15 protein-coding genes are annotated in these 15,642 nt (G+C 70.8%); 12 read left to right on the top strand and 3 right to left on the bottom strand.

Annotated features, from left to right (window positions below; translation table 11 throughout):
- Nucleotides 1-11: 11 nt before the first annotated feature.
- Together ACIBK4_RS07990 and ACIBK4_RS07985 are read right to left on the bottom strand one after the other, a co-directional pair.
- Entirely contained in the window at nucleotides 12-782 is a 771-nt protein-coding gene (locus ACIBK4_RS07990; RefSeq protein WP_398993238.1) for a DeoR/GlpR family DNA-binding transcription regulator, read from the bottom strand.
- 311 nt (nucleotides 783-1,093) lie between these two features.
- Nucleotides 1,094-1,903 carry an NAD-dependent epimerase/dehydratase family protein gene (locus ACIBK4_RS07985; protein WP_398993236.1) on the bottom strand — a complete coding sequence of 270 codons (810 nt, stop codon included), beginning with the start codon at nucleotides 1,901-1,903 and terminating at the stop codon, nucleotides 1,094-1,096.
- Nucleotides 1,904-2,132: 229 nt separating this feature from the next.
- Here ACIBK4_RS07985 and ACIBK4_RS07980 point away from each other — a divergent pair, with 229 nt between their 5' ends.
- The 3 genes from ACIBK4_RS07980 to ACIBK4_RS07970 all read left to right on the top strand — a co-directional run bounded on the left by ACIBK4_RS07980 (nucleotide 2,133) and on the right by ACIBK4_RS07970 (nucleotide 5,049).
- Complete coding sequence (locus ACIBK4_RS07980) at nucleotides 2,133-3,110, top strand: 5-dehydro-4-deoxyglucarate dehydratase (RefSeq protein WP_398993234.1); 978 nt, start codon at nucleotides 2,133-2,135, stop codon at nucleotides 3,108-3,110.
- Entirely contained in the window at nucleotides 3,107-4,270 is a 1,164-nt protein-coding gene (locus tag ACIBK4_RS07975) for a hypothetical protein (protein ID WP_398993232.1), read from the top strand. Before ACIBK4_RS07980 ends, ACIBK4_RS07975 begins: the two co-directional genes overlap by 4 nt.
- A gap of 188 nt (nucleotides 4,271-4,458) precedes the next feature.
- Nucleotides 4,459-5,049 carry a TIGR03086 family metal-binding protein gene (locus ACIBK4_RS07970; RefSeq protein WP_398993230.1) on the top strand — a complete coding sequence of 197 codons (591 nt, stop codon included), beginning with the start codon at nucleotides 4,459-4,461 and terminating at the stop codon, nucleotides 5,047-5,049.
- Between the two features lie 46 nt (nucleotides 5,050-5,095).
- Here ACIBK4_RS07970 and ACIBK4_RS07965 read toward each other — a convergent pair whose 3' ends face one another.
- Nucleotides 5,096-5,662 carry a phosphohydrolase gene (locus ACIBK4_RS07965; RefSeq protein WP_398994368.1) on the bottom strand — a complete coding sequence of 189 codons (567 nt, stop codon included), beginning with the start codon at nucleotides 5,660-5,662 and terminating at the stop codon, nucleotides 5,096-5,098.
- 152 nt (nucleotides 5,663-5,814) lie between these two features.
- Here ACIBK4_RS07965 and ACIBK4_RS07960 point away from each other — a divergent pair, with 152 nt between their 5' ends.
- From ACIBK4_RS07960 to ACIBK4_RS07920, 9 genes are all read left to right on the top strand, one after another.
- Nucleotides 5,815-6,564, top strand: a complete 750-nt coding sequence (locus ACIBK4_RS07960) for an MBL fold metallo-hydrolase (RefSeq protein WP_398993228.1) — start codon at nucleotides 5,815-5,817, stop codon at nucleotides 6,562-6,564.
- A gap of 205 nt (nucleotides 6,565-6,769) precedes the next feature.
- Nucleotides 6,770-7,438, top strand: a complete 669-nt coding sequence (locus tag ACIBK4_RS07955; protein ID WP_398993225.1) for a GntR family transcriptional regulator — start codon at nucleotides 6,770-6,772, stop codon at nucleotides 7,436-7,438.
- Entirely contained in the window at nucleotides 7,435-8,343 is a 909-nt protein-coding gene (locus ACIBK4_RS07950) for a dihydrodipicolinate synthase family protein (protein WP_398993223.1), read from the top strand. The genes ACIBK4_RS07955 and ACIBK4_RS07950 overlap by 4 nt, the downstream gene beginning before the upstream one ends.
- Nucleotides 8,331-10,061, top strand: coding sequence for an L-arabinonate dehydratase (gene araD, locus ACIBK4_RS07945; RefSeq protein ID WP_398993221.1), 1,731 nt, complete (start codon nucleotides 8,331-8,333; stop codon nucleotides 10,059-10,061). Before ACIBK4_RS07950 ends, araD begins: the two co-directional genes overlap by 13 nt.
- 99 nt (nucleotides 10,062-10,160) lie before the next feature.
- On the top strand, nucleotides 10,161-11,096 hold the full coding sequence (locus ACIBK4_RS07940) for a carbohydrate ABC transporter permease (protein WP_398993219.1): 936 nt from the start codon (nucleotides 10,161-10,163) through the stop codon (nucleotides 11,094-11,096).
- On the top strand, nucleotides 11,093-11,977 hold the full coding sequence (locus ACIBK4_RS07935) for a carbohydrate ABC transporter permease (protein WP_398993217.1): 885 nt from the start codon (nucleotides 11,093-11,095) through the stop codon (nucleotides 11,975-11,977). Before ACIBK4_RS07940 ends, ACIBK4_RS07935 begins: the two co-directional genes overlap by 4 nt.
- Before the next feature lie 49 nt (nucleotides 11,978-12,026).
- On the top strand, nucleotides 12,027-13,220 hold the full coding sequence (locus tag ACIBK4_RS07930; RefSeq protein ID WP_398993215.1) for a Gfo/Idh/MocA family protein: 1,194 nt from the start codon (nucleotides 12,027-12,029) through the stop codon (nucleotides 13,218-13,220).
- On the top strand, nucleotides 13,220-14,065 hold the full coding sequence (locus ACIBK4_RS07925; RefSeq protein WP_398993213.1) for a PmoA family protein: 846 nt from the start codon (nucleotides 13,220-13,222) through the stop codon (nucleotides 14,063-14,065). Before ACIBK4_RS07930 ends, ACIBK4_RS07925 begins: the two co-directional genes overlap by 1 nt.
- Nucleotides 14,062-15,573 (top strand): family 43 glycosylhydrolase, encoded by a 1,512-nt coding sequence (locus ACIBK4_RS07920; RefSeq protein WP_398993211.1) that lies wholly within the window; start codon nucleotides 14,062-14,064, stop codon nucleotides 15,571-15,573. Before ACIBK4_RS07925 ends, ACIBK4_RS07920 begins: the two co-directional genes overlap by 4 nt.
- Nucleotides 15,574-15,642 lie beyond the last annotated feature (69 nt).

Below are 15,642 nucleotides of genomic sequence, written 5' to 3'. Positions count from 1 at the left end.
CTCGTGGCGCCCTAGACGCGTATGACCTGTGGCCCCAGCAAGGAGTAGCGGTGGGCTTCGGCCGACGGGAGCAGCGTGCTCGTGACGATCGTCTCCAGGGCGCCGATCTCGGCGAACCTGCAGAAACTGACCGCCCCGAACTTGGTGTGCACGCCCGCGAACACGGTGCGCCGGGAGGCGCGGATGGCCTGTGCCTTGACCTCGCTGACGGCGGGGTCGGGCGTGGTCAGGCCGTGTTCGCGGGAGATGCCGTTGGCGCCGATGAAGGCGAGGTCGAGGACGAAGCCGGCGAGCATCTTCGTCGTCCAGTGGTCCACGGTGGCCAGCGTGCCGTGCCGGACCCGGCCGCCGAGCAGCAGCACGGAGGTGTTCTCGGACTCGGCGAGCACGCCCGCCACGGGCAGGGACGCGGTGACCACGGTCAGCGGCCGGTCCCTGGGCAGCGCCTCGGCGATGAGCTGGGGGGTGAAGCCCTCGTCGACGAACACGGTCTCGGCGTCCCCGACCAGCTCGGCCGCGGCGACCGCGATCCGGCGCTTCTCGGGGACATGGCTGGTGGCGCGGAAGGCGAGCGTCGTCTCGAAACCGGCGCTCTCCACGGGGTAGGCGCCGCCATGGGTCCTGCGGACCAGCCCGTGGTCCTCCAGGGCCCGCAGATCCCGTCGTACGGTCTCCTTGGCCACGCCCAGCTCGGCGGCGAGCGCGGTGACGTCGACCGAGCCGGTGCGGCGCGCGGCCCGCACGATCTCCCGCTGGCGTTCCTCCGCCGAACTCGTGCTCATGGCCGACACCGCCTTCCCGCTCACCTGGAGTACTGCCCGTTCGGGCCCGGTGGGACCCTTGGGGGAAGTTCTACAGCCGGTGCGCGGCACTGACCAGGCCTGTTGCACGCCCGATGCTGCCCGTGTGTGACCGTTTACCGGGCGCTGTGCCCGTCGCGGACCTGCGCGGCTGTGCGCCGGGGCGTGAGATCGGGCAGCGTCCGTGCCCGAACACGGCGGCGGGCGGGCCCGTTCGGTGCCCGCCCGCGTCTCCGGAGTGCCTTTTCCCGTCAGTACGACCCGATGTACGGACCGTGTCAGTAACGCCCGGGTCAGTACGGCCAGATCGGCGGGTCGTTCACGAAGTGGCCGCCGAGATACGCGTGCGCCTCGACACCCGGCTGGAGCTCGCCCTGCTCGGCGACGATCTTCTCGGCGTACGGCTCGGAGTCGTCCTGCGGCTCGTAACCGAGCGCCCGCGCGGTCGAAAGGTCCCACCACAGGCGGGTGTTGGCGGAGGAGCCGTAGACGACGGTGTGCTGGACGTTGTCGGCGGTCAGGGCCGCGTGGAAGAGGCGGGCGCCGTCGGCGGGGCTCATCCAGATCGACAGCATGCGCACGCTGCTGGGCTCGGGGAAGCACGAGCCGATGCGTACGGAGACGGTCTCCAGGCCGTGCTTGTCCCAGTAGAGCTGCGCCAGGTCCTCACCGAAGGACTTCGACAGGCCGTAGAAGGTGTCGGGGCGGTGCGGGGTGTCGATCGGGATCAAGGGGTCGTCGCCCTGGGGCCTCGGGGTGTAGCCCACCGCGTGGTTGGAGGAGGCGAAGACGATGCGCGGGACGCCCTCCTCGCGGGCGGCCTCGTAGAGGTTGTACGTGCCCTCGATGTTCGACTTCAGGATCTTGTCGAAGGTGGCTTCCAGGGAGATGCCGGCGAGATGGATGATCGCGTCGACGCCCCGCACGGCCTCGCGGAGCGCCGCCCGGTCGGAGAGGTCGGCGGTGATCGCGTCCGGCTCGCCCTCGATGGGACGGACGTCCAGCAGGCGCAGCTCGTAGCCGTAGGAGGGGAGCAGGTCCCGCATCAGGGTGCCGAGCCCGCCTGCGGCGCCGGTGAGCAGAACGGTGCGGGGAGCGGGCATCCTCGGTCTCCTAGGATCGGCGGCTTCATTCGTGAACGACATTCACATGTATGGACACGCTAAGGATCGGTCACCATGCCCGTCAAGTGTGGCGTGGACCTGGGAAATCCGCTTCCTTCTTGCTCATTTGCCTGCTTGACCCACCCTGAGGCAGATCCTTAGGGTGGGCCTGTTCAGAAATGTAGACGTTGATCAGAAGAACGTACGCGCCTGTTTCAAGGGAGAGCCCGTGACGCCAGCCCCTCTCGCCGACCGGCTCAGTATCCCCAGCGGGCCGCTGTTCTTCCCCGTCACCGCGTACGGCCCCGACGGCTCCGTCGATCTCGACGTCTACCGCGCGCATGTCCGCCGGGGTGTGGAGGCCGGGGCCGCCGCCGTGTTCGCGTGCTGCGGCACCGGGGAGTTCCACGCGCTGCTGCCCGAGGAGTTCGAGGCGTGCGTCCGGGCCGCCGTGGAGGCGACCGGGGGCCGGGTCCCGGTGATCGCGGGCGCGGGCTACGGCACCGCGCTCGCCGTACGGTACGCACGGCTCGCGGAGACGGCAGGGGCGGACGGGCTGCTCGCCATGCCGCCGTATCTCGTGGTCGCCGGCCAGGAGGGGCTGCTGCGGCACTACCGCGAGGTGGCCGCCGCGACCGCGCTGCCCGTCATCGTCTACCAGCGCGACAACGCCGTGTTCACCCCGGCCACGGTCGTCGAACTCGCCCGCACGGACGGCATCATCGGCTTCAAGGACGGCCTCGGCGACCTCGACCTGATGCAGCGGATCGTGAGCACCGTGCGCGCCGAAGTCCCCGGCGAATTCCTCTACTTCAACGGCCTGCCGACCGCCGAACAGACCCAGCTCGCCTACCGGGGCATCGGTATCACCCTCTACTCCTCCGCCGTGTTCTGCTTCGTCCCCGAGATCGCGCTCGCCTTCCACCGGGCACTCGCGACCGGCGACGACACCACGGCGAACCGTCTCCTGGACGGCTTCTACCTCCCGTTCGTCGAACTCCGCGCCCAGGGCCGGGGTTACGCCGTCTCGCTCGTCAAGGCGGGCGTGCGGATGCGGGGGTTGGACGTCGGCGAGGTCCGCCCGCCGCTGACCGAACCGACCGAGGACCACGTCAAGCAACTCGCCCAACTCATCGAGCGCGGCTATACGTTGATCGAGCCGGAGATCGAGTCACAGGCCGCATCGCGGATCGAGGAGGGCGCGTGAAGGCATCGGCATTCGTCTACCCCTGGGACGTCAACGGCGACCCCGAGGCGGGCGCCAGGATCGCCCAACTCGGCGTCCAGCAGGCGACCTTGGCCTCCGCCTACCACTCCACGCGCGCGCTGACCCCCCGCCACCCCCGCCACCGCATCGTCACCGCCGAGCACGCGGCCGTGCTGTATCCGCCGGACAATCGATGGCAGGGACGGGAGTTGAGGCCGTACCCGGCGGGCGACTGGGCTCCCGGCGACGCCTACGGTGAGGCCGCGGCCGCCCTGACGGAAGCGGGCCTGGAGGTCCACACCTGGGTCGTCCTCGCCCACAACTCCCGTCTGGGCGCGGACCATCCGGACACGTCGGTGGTCAACGCCTACGGCGACCGCTACCCCTGGGCCCCCTGCATCGCCCAGCCCGCCACCCGCGCGTACCTCGTCGACCTCGCCGCCGAGGCAGCCGTACGCCCCGGTGCGCGCGGCACCGAACTGGAGTCCCTCGGCTGGTACGGCCTCGCGCACCTGCACGCCCACGACAAGACCGCCGGGGTCGGGCTCGGGGACGCCGGGCAGTACCTCATGTCCCTGTGCTTCTGCCCGACCTGCCGGGAGGGCTACGGCGAACAGGGCCTCGACGCCGAGGAGTTGGCGGCGGTCGTACGCGCCGCGCTGGAACCGGTGTGGCAGGGCGCACCCTCCGACGGCGGCTGGGCGGGCGTCGAGAAACTCCTCGGCGACGCGAACGCGACGGCCACACGCGCGTGGCGCGACGAACGGGCCCGCACGCTCCAGGAGGCGGCGGTCGCGGCGGTCCGGGCGGCCGCACCGGCCGACTTCCAGGTACTCCTCCACGCGGACCCGGTGTCGTACCACTGCGGCGCCAACGCGGGCGTGGACCCCGGGCACATCCTGTCCGTGGCCGACGGCGTGGTCGTCCCCTGCACGGCCGGCGCGGGCCTGCTGACCCCGTTCGCCGAACAGGCCGTGGACGGGGCGGTGTTGGCCGCCAACTTCACCGTGGTCTCCGGGATGGGCGGCCGACCGGCGACATTGACGGCGGACGCGGAACGGGCCCGGAGCCTCGGGGCGACCGAACTGCGGCTCTATCAAGCGGGGTTGGCGTCCGAGGGAGACCTGGCGGGGGTGCGGGAGGCGCTGGGCGGGCGCTGAGACCCCACTCCGAGGCCGGCCGCCGTTACCCCGTCCGGGCCGGCCTCCGTCCCACGAGATACGGCCCCGCGCGATGACTCGGGATGAGTCGCGATGAGTTTCGGGCGCGCCGTCGGTCTACCCCATGAGCTCAGCTCACGCGTGATGAGCTCGGTTCACGTGGAGACCGACGCCTGGAAGGCAAGCGCATGAGTGACAGCACGTTCGACTTCGGACCGCAGACCCAGGTCATCGCCCGGCTCGCGGAGGGCATCCCGGACGAGCGGCTCGGCGACGGGACGCCGTGTCCCGACTACGCCGTACGCCATCTGCTGGGCCATGTGCTCGGGCTGTCCGTCGCCTTCCGCGACGCCGCCCGCAAGGATCTGGGCGCCGCGACCGACACCAGCCCGACCCTCGCCGCCCTGCCCGACATCGGCCCCGGCTGGCGCGCCGAGCTCCCCAAGGCCCTCGACGAACTCGCCGAGGCCTGGCGCGACCCGGACGCCTGGACCGGTATGACCCGCGCGGGCGGCGTGGACCTCCCCGGCGCGGTCGCCGCGGCCGTCGCCGCCGACGAACTGGTCATCCACGGCTGGGACTTGGCCACCGTCACCGGCCAGCCCTACGCCCCCGACCCGGCCGCGCTCCAGACGTCGTACGGCTTCCTCCTCGCGGCCACGCAGGACCCGAGCCGGGGAGGCGGCATCTTCGGCCCGGTGGTCCCGGTACCGGAGGACGCGCCGCTGCTGGACCGGGCGGTGGGGCTCAGCGGGCGGGACCCGGGCTGGAAGCCGTAGGAGCGTCCGACGCTCGACGGGGCCGGGCGTTCAGACGGTCAGGCGTTCAGGCGTGGATCGGGAAGGACGCCTGGAACGCGAGGCGCTCGTCGGCGCGGTCGCCGATGCGGGTCAGTACCTCGTCGAGCGCCATGAACTCCTCCCACACCTCCCGGCCCGTCGCCCCGGCCAGCCGGGCCACGACGAGATCCTCCAGTTCGGGAACGCGCTTGTTCTTCCAGATCTTGTCGGCGAGGCTCACCAGGAGGTCCTCCACACCGACGTCCGACCGCGCCCACGCCGCGTGCGTCGCGGCGAACCGGGCCAGCTCGGGGCCGACGCCGTGCGCGAGCAGAAGGGCCTCTCCCGCCTCCTCGTGCGCGGCCCCGGGCCCGGAGAGCTCGGAGACGTGCACGGTCTTGCCCACGTCGTGCGTCGCCGCCCCGAAGAGCACCGCCTCGCGGTCCAACAGCACGCCAGGGCAATGCCGTTCGACCCAGACGACCAGCTGATGCGCGACGTCGTGGACGGCTCGCAGATGAGCCGCCAGCCGCGGCGGGCTCCCCAGCTCCGACAGCAGCCCGGCCACACGATCCGGCAGGGGGAGCAGCGGGGGGTCGGCGGTGCCGCTCATCGCCTTCGACAAGAGCGCGTCGGTCGTCACCGCGTCAGGGTACTGACCGCGGCTCGCCCTCGCGGGTGCCTGTAGACCACCCGGACGCCGGGCGCCACGGAACGCCCTGAACCGTGAGTGCCCCGGGCTCCGGAACCGTACTCTTCCCCACCATGCCTCTCAGTCTCACCGTCCTCGGCACCGCCTCCCCGCATCCGCGCCCCGGCCGCCCCTGCTCCGGGTATCTGCTGCGCGGCGGCGGCGCCGAGGTGTGGGTGGACGCGGGGACCGGGACGTTCGCGGAGTTGCAGCGGCACACGGATCCGGCGCGCCTCACGGCGATCTGGATCTCGCATCTGCACGCCGACCACAGCGCCGATCTCCTCGCCGCCGCCTACGCGTTCGCCTTCGGCGGGATGACCCCGACCTCCCCGATCCCGCTCTACGCCCCGCAGGACTGCGCGCGCCGGCTCGCCGGGTTCTTCGGACAGCCGGACGTCCGGTTCCTGAGCGGCGTCTTCAACTTCCGGCCGCTCTACGACGGCCACGCCGTCCGGCACTGGAACCTCCGGCTCACCGCCCGCGCCGTCGCCCACGACACCGAGGCGTACGGGCTGCGCGCCGAGTGTCAGGGGAGTGTGCTCGGGTACTCCGGGGACAGCGGGCCCTGCGAGGCGCTGTCCGAACTCGCGGGCGGCGCCGACGTGTTCCTCTGCGAGGCCGACATCGACCGGCATCGCGAAGGCGAACGGCAAGTTCACCTCACGCCCGAGGATGCCGCAGCCTGTGCCAAGGGTGCGCGCGAACTCCTCATCACCCACGTGGGACCCACCCTCACCCGTGAAGCGGCGCTGGAGCGCGCCGCCGCGATCTTCCCCGGCCGGACCTCCGCCGCGCTCGAAGGCGTCACCAAGACCATGTGAACCGCGGTCATGTGAAGCGCTTTCTGGTTCTTCTGTCAGAAGCATTGACGAAACACGGGGCCGCTCCTACCTTCAACGCGTCGTACTTCGTACGTCATATATGAGACGCGATACGCGAGATCAGATACGCGAGAGCCGGACAAATGGGCCGGACCCGTGAGATCCGATCCCCCGACCGCAGCCACGTGACATCCGAGAGGCGCGCATGACCTCTGTGCCCACGCCGATCCCGTCCCGCACGCAGTATGTGCAGGAGGAGATCAAACGCCGCATCCTCACCGGGCAGTTGACGCCGGGTCAGCCCCTGGTCGAGACCGACCTCGCCGCACAGTTCGGGGTGTCCAAGACCCCCGTGCGCGAGGCGCTCAAGACCCTGGCCGGCACCGGGCTCGTCGTGATGAACCAGTACAAGGGCGTCACGGTGCGCATGGTGGACGCGGACATGGCACGCGAGGTGTACGACGTACGGCTGCTCCTCGAACCCGAGGCGCTCCGCCGGGCCGTACGACGCCACGCCTCCCTCGACGACGCCCGAGACGCGCTCACCCGCGCAGACCAGGCCACCGACACCGCCGAACGCTCCCTCGCCAACCGGGAGTTCCACCGCGCCCTGTACCTGCCGTGCGGCAACCCGCTGCTCGGCCGGATGCTCGACGAGGTCCGCGACCAGGCCGCCCTCGTCTCCGCCGTCGCCTGGGCCGCCTCGCCCTCCTGGGAACGGGAGGCCGGCGAACACCGGGAGATCCTGCGGCTCGCCCTCGACGGCGACGCGGACGGCGCGGCCACCGCGCTGCACGCCCACATCGCGTCGTTCGTGCAACGGGCGTTCCCCGGCACCGAGTTGGGAACCCAGGGAGAGGACGGTCAGGCATGACAGCGGCGTTCGAGACCCAACGGGCCGCCCTGGCCGACGTGGTGGCGATCCCGGTGACCCCGTTCGCCGAGGACGGCGGCGTCGACCAGGACACCCACCGGGCCCTGCTCCGCCGCCTGCTCGACGGCGGCGTCGGCATCCTCACGCCGAACGGGAACACCGGCGAGTTCTACGCCCTCACCCCTCAAGAGCGGCAACTGGTAACGGAGTTGACCATCGACGAGGCCGGCGACCGCGCCGCGATCCTCGTCGGCATCGGACACGACGTCCCCACCGCCGTCCAATCCGCCCTGCACGCCCGCGAGTTGGGCGCCCAGATGGTGATGGTCCACCAGCCCGTCCACCCGTACGTCTCGCAGGACGGCTGGGTCGACTACCACCGCGCCATCGCCGCGGCGGTGCCCGACCTGGGTGTCGTCCCGTACATCCGCAACGCCCAGCTCCTCGGCGCCCGCCTCGCCGAACTCGCTGACGACTGCCCGAACGTGATCGGCGTCAAGTACGCCGTCCCGGACGCGGCCCGCTTCGCCGCCTTCGCCCGGGACGCGGGGCTCGAACGCTTCGTGTGGGTGGCCGGATTGGCCGAACCGTACGCACCCTCCTACTTCTCGGCGGGCGCCACCGGCTTCACCTCGGGGCTCGTGAACGTCGCCCCGTCCGTTTCGCTGAACATGATCGAAGCGCTTCGATCGGGCGACTATCCGGGCGCGATGAAGGTGTGGGAGCAGATCCGCCGATTCGAGGAACTAAGGGCGGCAAACGGCTCCGCGAACAACGTCACGATCGTCAAGGAAGCGCTTGCGTCCCTCGGCCTGTGCCGCCGCGAGGTCCGCCCGCCGAGCAAGCCCCTGCCCGAGAGCGAGCGCGCCGAGGTCGCCGCGATAGCCGCCGGATGGTCGATATGAAGGCACCGGAAGAGCTCAGAAGCCACCAGTGGTACGGCACCGACGGGCTGCGCTCCTTCAGCCACCGCGCCCGCACCCGCCAGCTCGGCTACCTCCCCGAGGAACACCTCGGCAAGCCCGTCATCGCGATCCTCAACACCTGGTCGGACATCAACCCCTGTCATGTGCACCTCCGTGAGCGCGCGCAGGCCGTGAAGCGCGGGGTGTGGCAGGCCGGCGGCTTCCCGCTGGAATTCCCGGTCGCCACCCTCAGCGAGACCTTCCAGAAGCCGACCCCGATGCTCTACCGCAACCTCCTCGCCATGGAGACGGAGGAGTTGCTGCGGTCGTACCCCGTGGACGGCGCCGTGCTGATGGGCGGCTGCGACAAGTCGACCCCCGCGCTGCTCATGGGTGCCGCCAGCGTCGACCTGCCCACCGTCTTCGTCCCCGCCGGCCCGATGCTGCCGGGCCACTGGCGCAACGAGGTCCTCGGCTCCGGCACCGACATGTGGAAGTACTGGGACGACAAGCGCGCGGGCCTCATCGGCGAGTGCGAGCTGACCGAACTGGAGAGCGGCCTCGCGCGCTCACCCGGGCACTGCATGACCATGGGGACGGCGTCCACGCTGACGGCCGCTGCGGAGGCGCTGGGCGTGACCGTGCCGGGTGCGTCCAGCATCCCGGCCGTGGACTCGGGGCACGATCGGATGGCCGCGCAATCCGGCATGAGGATCGTCGAACAAGTTCACAAGGGGCGTGCTCTCTCGTCGATCCTCACCCAGGAAGCCTTCGAGGACGCCGTCACCACCGTCCTCGGCCTCGGCGGCTCCACCAACGCCGTGATCCACCTGATCGCCATGGCCGGCCGCGCGGGCGTCCGCCTCACGCTCGACGACTTCGACCGCATCGCCCGCACGGTCCCGGTCCTCGCGAACGTACGGCCCGGCGGACAGACGTACCTCATGGAGGACTTCCACTTCGCCGGCGGCCTCCTCGGCTTCCTCTCCCGCATCACCGACCTGCTTCACCTGGACCGGCCGACGGTCTCCTACGACACCCTGCGCGAGCAGTTGGCCGGCGCGCAGGTGCACAACGACGACGTGATCCGTTCGCGCGACAACCCGGTCGCGAGCGAGGGCGGGGTCGCCGTCCTGCGCGGCAACCTCTGCCCGGACGGCGCGGTCATCAAGCACATCGCCGCCGAACCGCACCTGCTCAAGCACACCGGCCCCGCGGTCGTCTTCGACGACTACCGGACCATGCAACGCACCATCAACGACCCGGAGTTGGGCATCACCGCCGACAGCGTGCTGGTGCTGCGCAACGCGGGCCCCAAGGGCGGCCCCGGCATGCCCGAGTACGGCATGCTCCCGCTCCCCGACCACCTCCTCAAGCAGGGCGTCCGCGACATGGTCCGCATCTCCGACGCCCGGATGAGCGGGACGAGTTACGGCACGTGCGTGCTGCACATCGCGCCCGAGTCGTACGTCGGCGGACCACTGGCGCTCGTCCGGACCGGGGACACCATCACCCTGGACGTCGAGGCGCGCACCCTCCAACTCAACGTGGACGACGAGGAGTTGGAGCGACGCCGGGCGGAGTGGACACCGCCGCCCGCACGGTACGAGCGCGGCTACGGCGCGCTCTACAACGACCAGATCACCCAGGCGGACACCGGCTGCGACTTCGAGTTCCTGGCCCGGCCGGGCAAGGTCGCCGACCCGTACGCGGGTTAGCCCCCCGGCCCCTCTCGTAGAGCACAGCGCCGCACCACACCCGGCGAGAAAGCGCTTCACCCCCGTACACGACCCACCGCAAGCGAACGGAGAACAGTCATGGCCCAAGCCGCAGCCGTGGCGAAACCGCCCGCGCCACCCCGGCGGCGCCGTGCCTCCGCGACCCCGCGCAGGCTCCCGTACCTGCTGATTGCCCCGGCCGGGCTGCTCATGCTGGGCTTCATCGCCTACCCGGTCATCAGCGTCTTCTACTACAGCCTGCAGAACTACAACCCCACCAAGCCGTGGCGCAACGGCTTCGCGGGCTTCGACAACTTCACCCAGGCCTTCACCAACGACCCGCAGTTCTGGGACACGTTGACGTTCAGCGCCAAGTGGGTCGTAGTCGAAGTGGGCCTCCAGCTGCTCTTCGGGCTGGCCCTCGCGCTGATCGTCAACCAGACGTTCGTGGGCCGCTCCATCGGCCGCGCGCTGGTGTTCTCCCCGTGGGCCGTGTCGGGCGTGCTGACCTCCGCGATCTGGGTGCTGCTCTACAACTCCCAGACGGGCGTGACCCGTTACCTCGCCGACATGGGAATCGGCCAGTACGGCACGAGTTGGCTCTCCGACCCCTCAACCGTCTTCTCCGCAGCGGTCGTTGCGGACCTCTGGCGGGGCGTCCCCTTCTTCGCGATCCTCATCCTCGCCGACCTCCAGTCCGTCTCGAAGGACCTCTACGAGGCCGCCGAGGTCGACGGCGCCAGCCGCTTCCAGCAGTTCCGGAACATCACCCTGCCGCACCTCAAGGACGCGATCGTCCTGTCCACACTGCTGCGCGCGGTCTGGGAGTTCAACAACGTCGACCTCCTCTACACCCTGACCGGCGGCGGCCCGGCCGGCGAGACGACCACGCTCCCGCTCTACGTCGCCAACACCAGCGTCGAGGCCCACAACTTCGGCTACGCGTCGGCCCTCACCACGGTCGCCTTCGTGATCCTGCTCTTCTTCTCGATCGTCTATCTGCGCCTGAGCAAGTTCGGAGGCGGCGACAAGTGATCACCGAGATCGCCCCGGCCCGCGAGCGGGAGTCCGCCGCCCCGCAACAGCCGCGCAAGGTCCGCCGCGCCTGGGACGAGGTCCCGCGCTGGCAGATCTACGTCCCCCTGGGGATCTACCTCGTCTTCACCCTGATCCCCTTCTACTGGATCCTGCTCTTCGCGTTCCGCCCGGCCGGTTCGACCTCGCTCGTGCCCTGGCCGATGACCTTCGACCACTTCCAGAAGGTGTGGACCGAACGCAGCTTCGGCGTCTACTTCCAGAACAGCGTCTACGTCGGCGTCGCCACCCTGATCCTCACCACCGTGGTCGCGCTGGCCGGCGGCTACGCCCTCGCCCGCTTCGAGTTCAGGATCAAGCGCGCGTTCATGCTGGCCCTGCTCTGCTCCCAATTCGTTCCGGGCGCCCTGCTGTTGGTCCCGCTGTTCCAGATCTTCGCCAAGCTCCAGATGATCAACTCGCTCGGCAGCGTCATCATCGCGGAGACCGTCTTCCAGCTGCCGCTCTCGATGATCCTCATCAGCGGCTTCATCCGGAACGTCCCGCAGTCCCTGGAAGAGGCCGCCTGGGTCGACGGCTGCAACCGCTTCGCCGCGTTCCGCATCGTCGTCCTTCCCCTGCTGCGCCCCGGGCTGATCGCCGTCGGCTCCTTCGCCTTCGTGCACGCCTGGAACCACTTCCTGTTCGCCCTGATGTTCCTGTCCGACCAGAGCAAGCAGACGATCCCGGTCGGCCTCAACACCCTGATGGGCGCCGACAGCGTCGACCTCGGCGCGCTCGCCGCGGGCGGCATCATCGCGGCCGTACCGGTGGTGATCGTGTTCGCCTTCATCCAGAAGTGGCTGATCACCGGCTTCAGCGCGGGGGCGGTGAAGGGATGAGGCAACCGCTTACCCTGCTGACGAAGATCGTCGAAGCAGGGAGAATCCCATGACCTCCACCACCGGTCCTACGACCGTCACCACACCCGCGGCCACGGCAGTCACGCCGCCCGTCTCCATCGTCCTCGCCGGTGCGCGCGGTCACGGCCGCTGGCACGTCGAGAACATCCGCCGGCTCCAGGACAAGGGACTCGTACGCCTGGTCGGCATCTGCGAGCTGAACCCGCTGACCGAGGAGGAGTTCGGCGGCGAACTCCCCGCGCAGTCACCGGACTTCGGCGCCCTCCTCGACTCCACCGGCGCCCAGGTCGCGGTGATCTGCACCCCGATCCCGACCCACACGGACCTCGCCCTGGCCGCCGCGAAGCGAGGCGTGCACCTGCTGCTGGAGAAGCCGCCCGCGCCCTCGTACGCCGAGTTCCGCCGCATGGCCGACGGAGTCGCCGCGGCCGGAGTGGTCTGCCAGATCGGGTTCCAGTCGCTCGGCTCGCACGCCGTGCCCGCGGTCCGCGAGCTGATCCGGAAGGGCGCGATCGGCACGCTGACCGGCGTCGGCGGCGCCGGTGCCTGGGCCCGCGACGAGGCCTACTACCGACGCGCCCCCTGGGCGGGCAAGCGGCGCCTGAACGGCGTCGACGTGATCGACGGGGCGCTCACCAACCCCCTCGCACACGCCGTCGCCACCGCCCTCGCCCTCAACGACACGACCCGCGCCGAGGACGTCGTCCGCATCGAGACCGAACTCGTCCGCGCCAACGACATCGAGTCCGACGACACCTCCTGCGTCCGCGTCACCACCGTCCAGGGCCGCCCGGTCACCGTCGCGGTGACCCTGTGCGCCGAACACCCCGGCGAGCCCTACGTGTTGGTGCACGGCACCGAGGGCCGGATCACCTACTGGTACAAGCAGGACCGCGTCCTGCTCCAGCGCGCGGGCCACGGCCCGGAGGAGTTCGAGTACGGCAGCACGGACCTGCTGGAGAACCTGGTCGCCCATCTCACCGACGGCGACGCCCTGTTGGTCGCACCGGACGCAACGGGCGCCTTCATGAAGGTGGTCGAGGCGATCCGCCAGGCCCCCGACCCGGCCGCGCTGCCCACCGACGCCTGGCACCTGATCCCGACCGAGAACCGCCGGGTCGTCCCCGGCATCGACGCACTGGTCACGGCGGCGGCCGACACCCTCGCCCTCTACTCCGAGCTGGGTGCCTCCTGGGCCCCACCGAAAGAGGTGAGCACCTGATGATCACCCATGACACGCCGGTGCTGCGCGTCGCGGGCCGCCCGGTCGCCCGGTACGTCACCCGGCCCGAGCTGCCCGCCCGGCTCTCCCCGCGCCCCTATCTCCACCCCGTCACCACCCTGGCCGGCACGGCGGTCACTGAGTTGAGCCCCGTCGACCACACCCACCACCTCGGCGTCGGTGTCGCCGTTCCCGACGTCGAGGGGCACAACTTCTGGGGCGGCCGCACCTACGTCCGCGAGCAGGGCCCCACGGAACTGGACAACCACGGCGCCCAACGCCACTCCACGTTCCAACTCCGCGACCCCGACGGCTTCGTGGAGGAACTCCGCTGGGTGGCCTCCGGCGCCGAGCTACTGCGCGAACGCCGTACGGTCGCGGCCACCGAACTCACCGACACAGCTTGGGCGTTGGACTTCACCTTCTCCCTCACCAACGTCACACCGGACCCCCTCTCGATCGGCAGCCCCGCCACCAACGGCCGCCCCGGCGCCGCGTACGGCGGCTTCTTCTGGCGGGCCCGCAAGGAGGCGGAGACCCCGAGCGTCTTCACCGCCGACCACGAGGGCGAACCGGACGTCCACGGCACCCGCGCCGACTGGCTCGCCCTCGCCGGCACCGGCTGGACCCTGGTCTTCGCCGGTGCCACGGACCGCACCCGCCAGGACCCGTGGTTCGTCCGCACCGCCGAATACCCGGGCGTGGGCGCCTCGTTGGCCTCGGACGAGCGGCTGCCGATACCGCCCGGCGACACGGTCGTACGGCGGATCGTCACCGTCGTGGCTGATGGCTGCCTCTTCCGCGCAGAGGCCGCGGCGCTCGTGCGGAAGGCGGTCAGCCAGTGACCCACGAGACGTACACGAACCCCGTCCTGAACGCCGACTGGTCCGACCCGGACGTCATCCGCGTCGGCGACGACTTCTACCTCACCGCGTCCAGCTTCGGCCGCGTACCGGGCCTGCCACTGCTGCACTCCCGCGACCTCGTCAACTGGACCCTGGTCGGCCACGCACTCCAACGCCTGCAACCGGCAAGGGAGTTCAGAACCCCACGCCACGACTGCGGAGTCTGGGCACCGGCGTTGAGGTACCACGACGAACGCTTCTGGATCTTCTGGGGCGACCCCGACCAGGGCATCTTCCAGGTCAACGCCCCCGAGATACGCGGCCCTTGGACCCGCCCGCACCTCCTCAAGGAGGGCAAGGGCCTGATCGACCCCTGCCCCCTGTGGGACGACGAGGCCGACGAGGCCTACCTCGTCCACGCCTGGGCCAAGTCCCGCGCGGGCATCAAGAACCGCCTCACCGGCCACCGCATGCACCCCGACGGCACGACCCTCCTCGACGACGGCAAGGTGATCGTCGACGCGGACCGCATCCCCGGCTGGTTCACCCTGGAAGGCCCCAAACTCCACCAGCACGACGGCTGGTTCTGGATCCTCGCCCCCGCAGGGGGAGTTGAGACGGGGTGGCAGGGCGCGTTCCGCTCACGCGGCTTCTTCGGCCCGTACGAGGAGAAGGTCGTCCTGGAACAGGGGGACACCGACATCAACGGCCCCCACCAGGGCGCGTGGGTGAGCACTCCGTCCGGCGAGGACTGGTTCCTGCACTTCCAACAGCGGGGCGCCTACGGCCGGTTGGTCCACCTCCAGCCGATGCGCTGGGACGACGACGGCTGGCCGGTCATCGGCGACGCGGGCGCCCCCGTAGCCGTACACCGGAAACCGGACCTCCCGTCGCAGCCGCCCGCCGCGCCCGCCACCGACGACGACTTCCCCGGCGGACGGTACGGCCGTCAGTGGCAGTGGACGGCGAACCCGCAGGACGGCTGGGCCACCCACCACTCCGGCGACGGCTTACGCCTGACCTGCGTCCGCTCCACCGACACCCACGACCTGCGCCGCCTCCCGAACCTCCTCACCCAGCGACTCCCCGCCACACCGGTCGCCGTAGAGGTCGAACTACGGCTGCACAGCGAGGAGTTGGGGGCGCGGGCCGGGCTCGCCGTGCTCGGTGACGCGTACAGCTGGATCGGGTTGCAGCGGGGCGCGGACGGCACGGTGATGTTCGTCCACCGCTTCGCCGAGCCCGTCGCCGAGCGCGAACGGGACGCGGGGGAGTCGTGCCTCGCCCCCGAGGAACGGGTCCGGCTCCGGATCGAGATCGGCGCGGGGGCCCGCTGCCGTTTCTTCTACGACGTCGGGGGCGGGCCGCGGTCGAGCGGTCAGGTCTTCGCCGCCACCCCCTGGCGCTGGGTCGGTGCCCTGCTCGGGCTCTTCGCGCTCGCGCCCGCCGGTGCGGGACATGCCGGCGCGGCCAGTTTCACGCGGTTCCGGATCAGTCCACTCCAGTAGCTCGCCCAGCCAACTTGCCCTGCCCGTACGCCTGTTGGGAGTCGCAATGACGCACCTCCGTGGCAAGCG

Source organism: Streptomyces sp. NPDC050528 (assembly GCF_044457795.1).
In the GTDB taxonomy this organism is placed as follows: domain Bacteria; phylum Actinomycetota; class Actinomycetes; order Streptomycetales; family Streptomycetaceae; genus Streptomyces.
The sequence above is the reverse complement of the archived record's forward strand: the minus strand, read 5'-3'. Positions and strand labels throughout refer to the sequence as shown.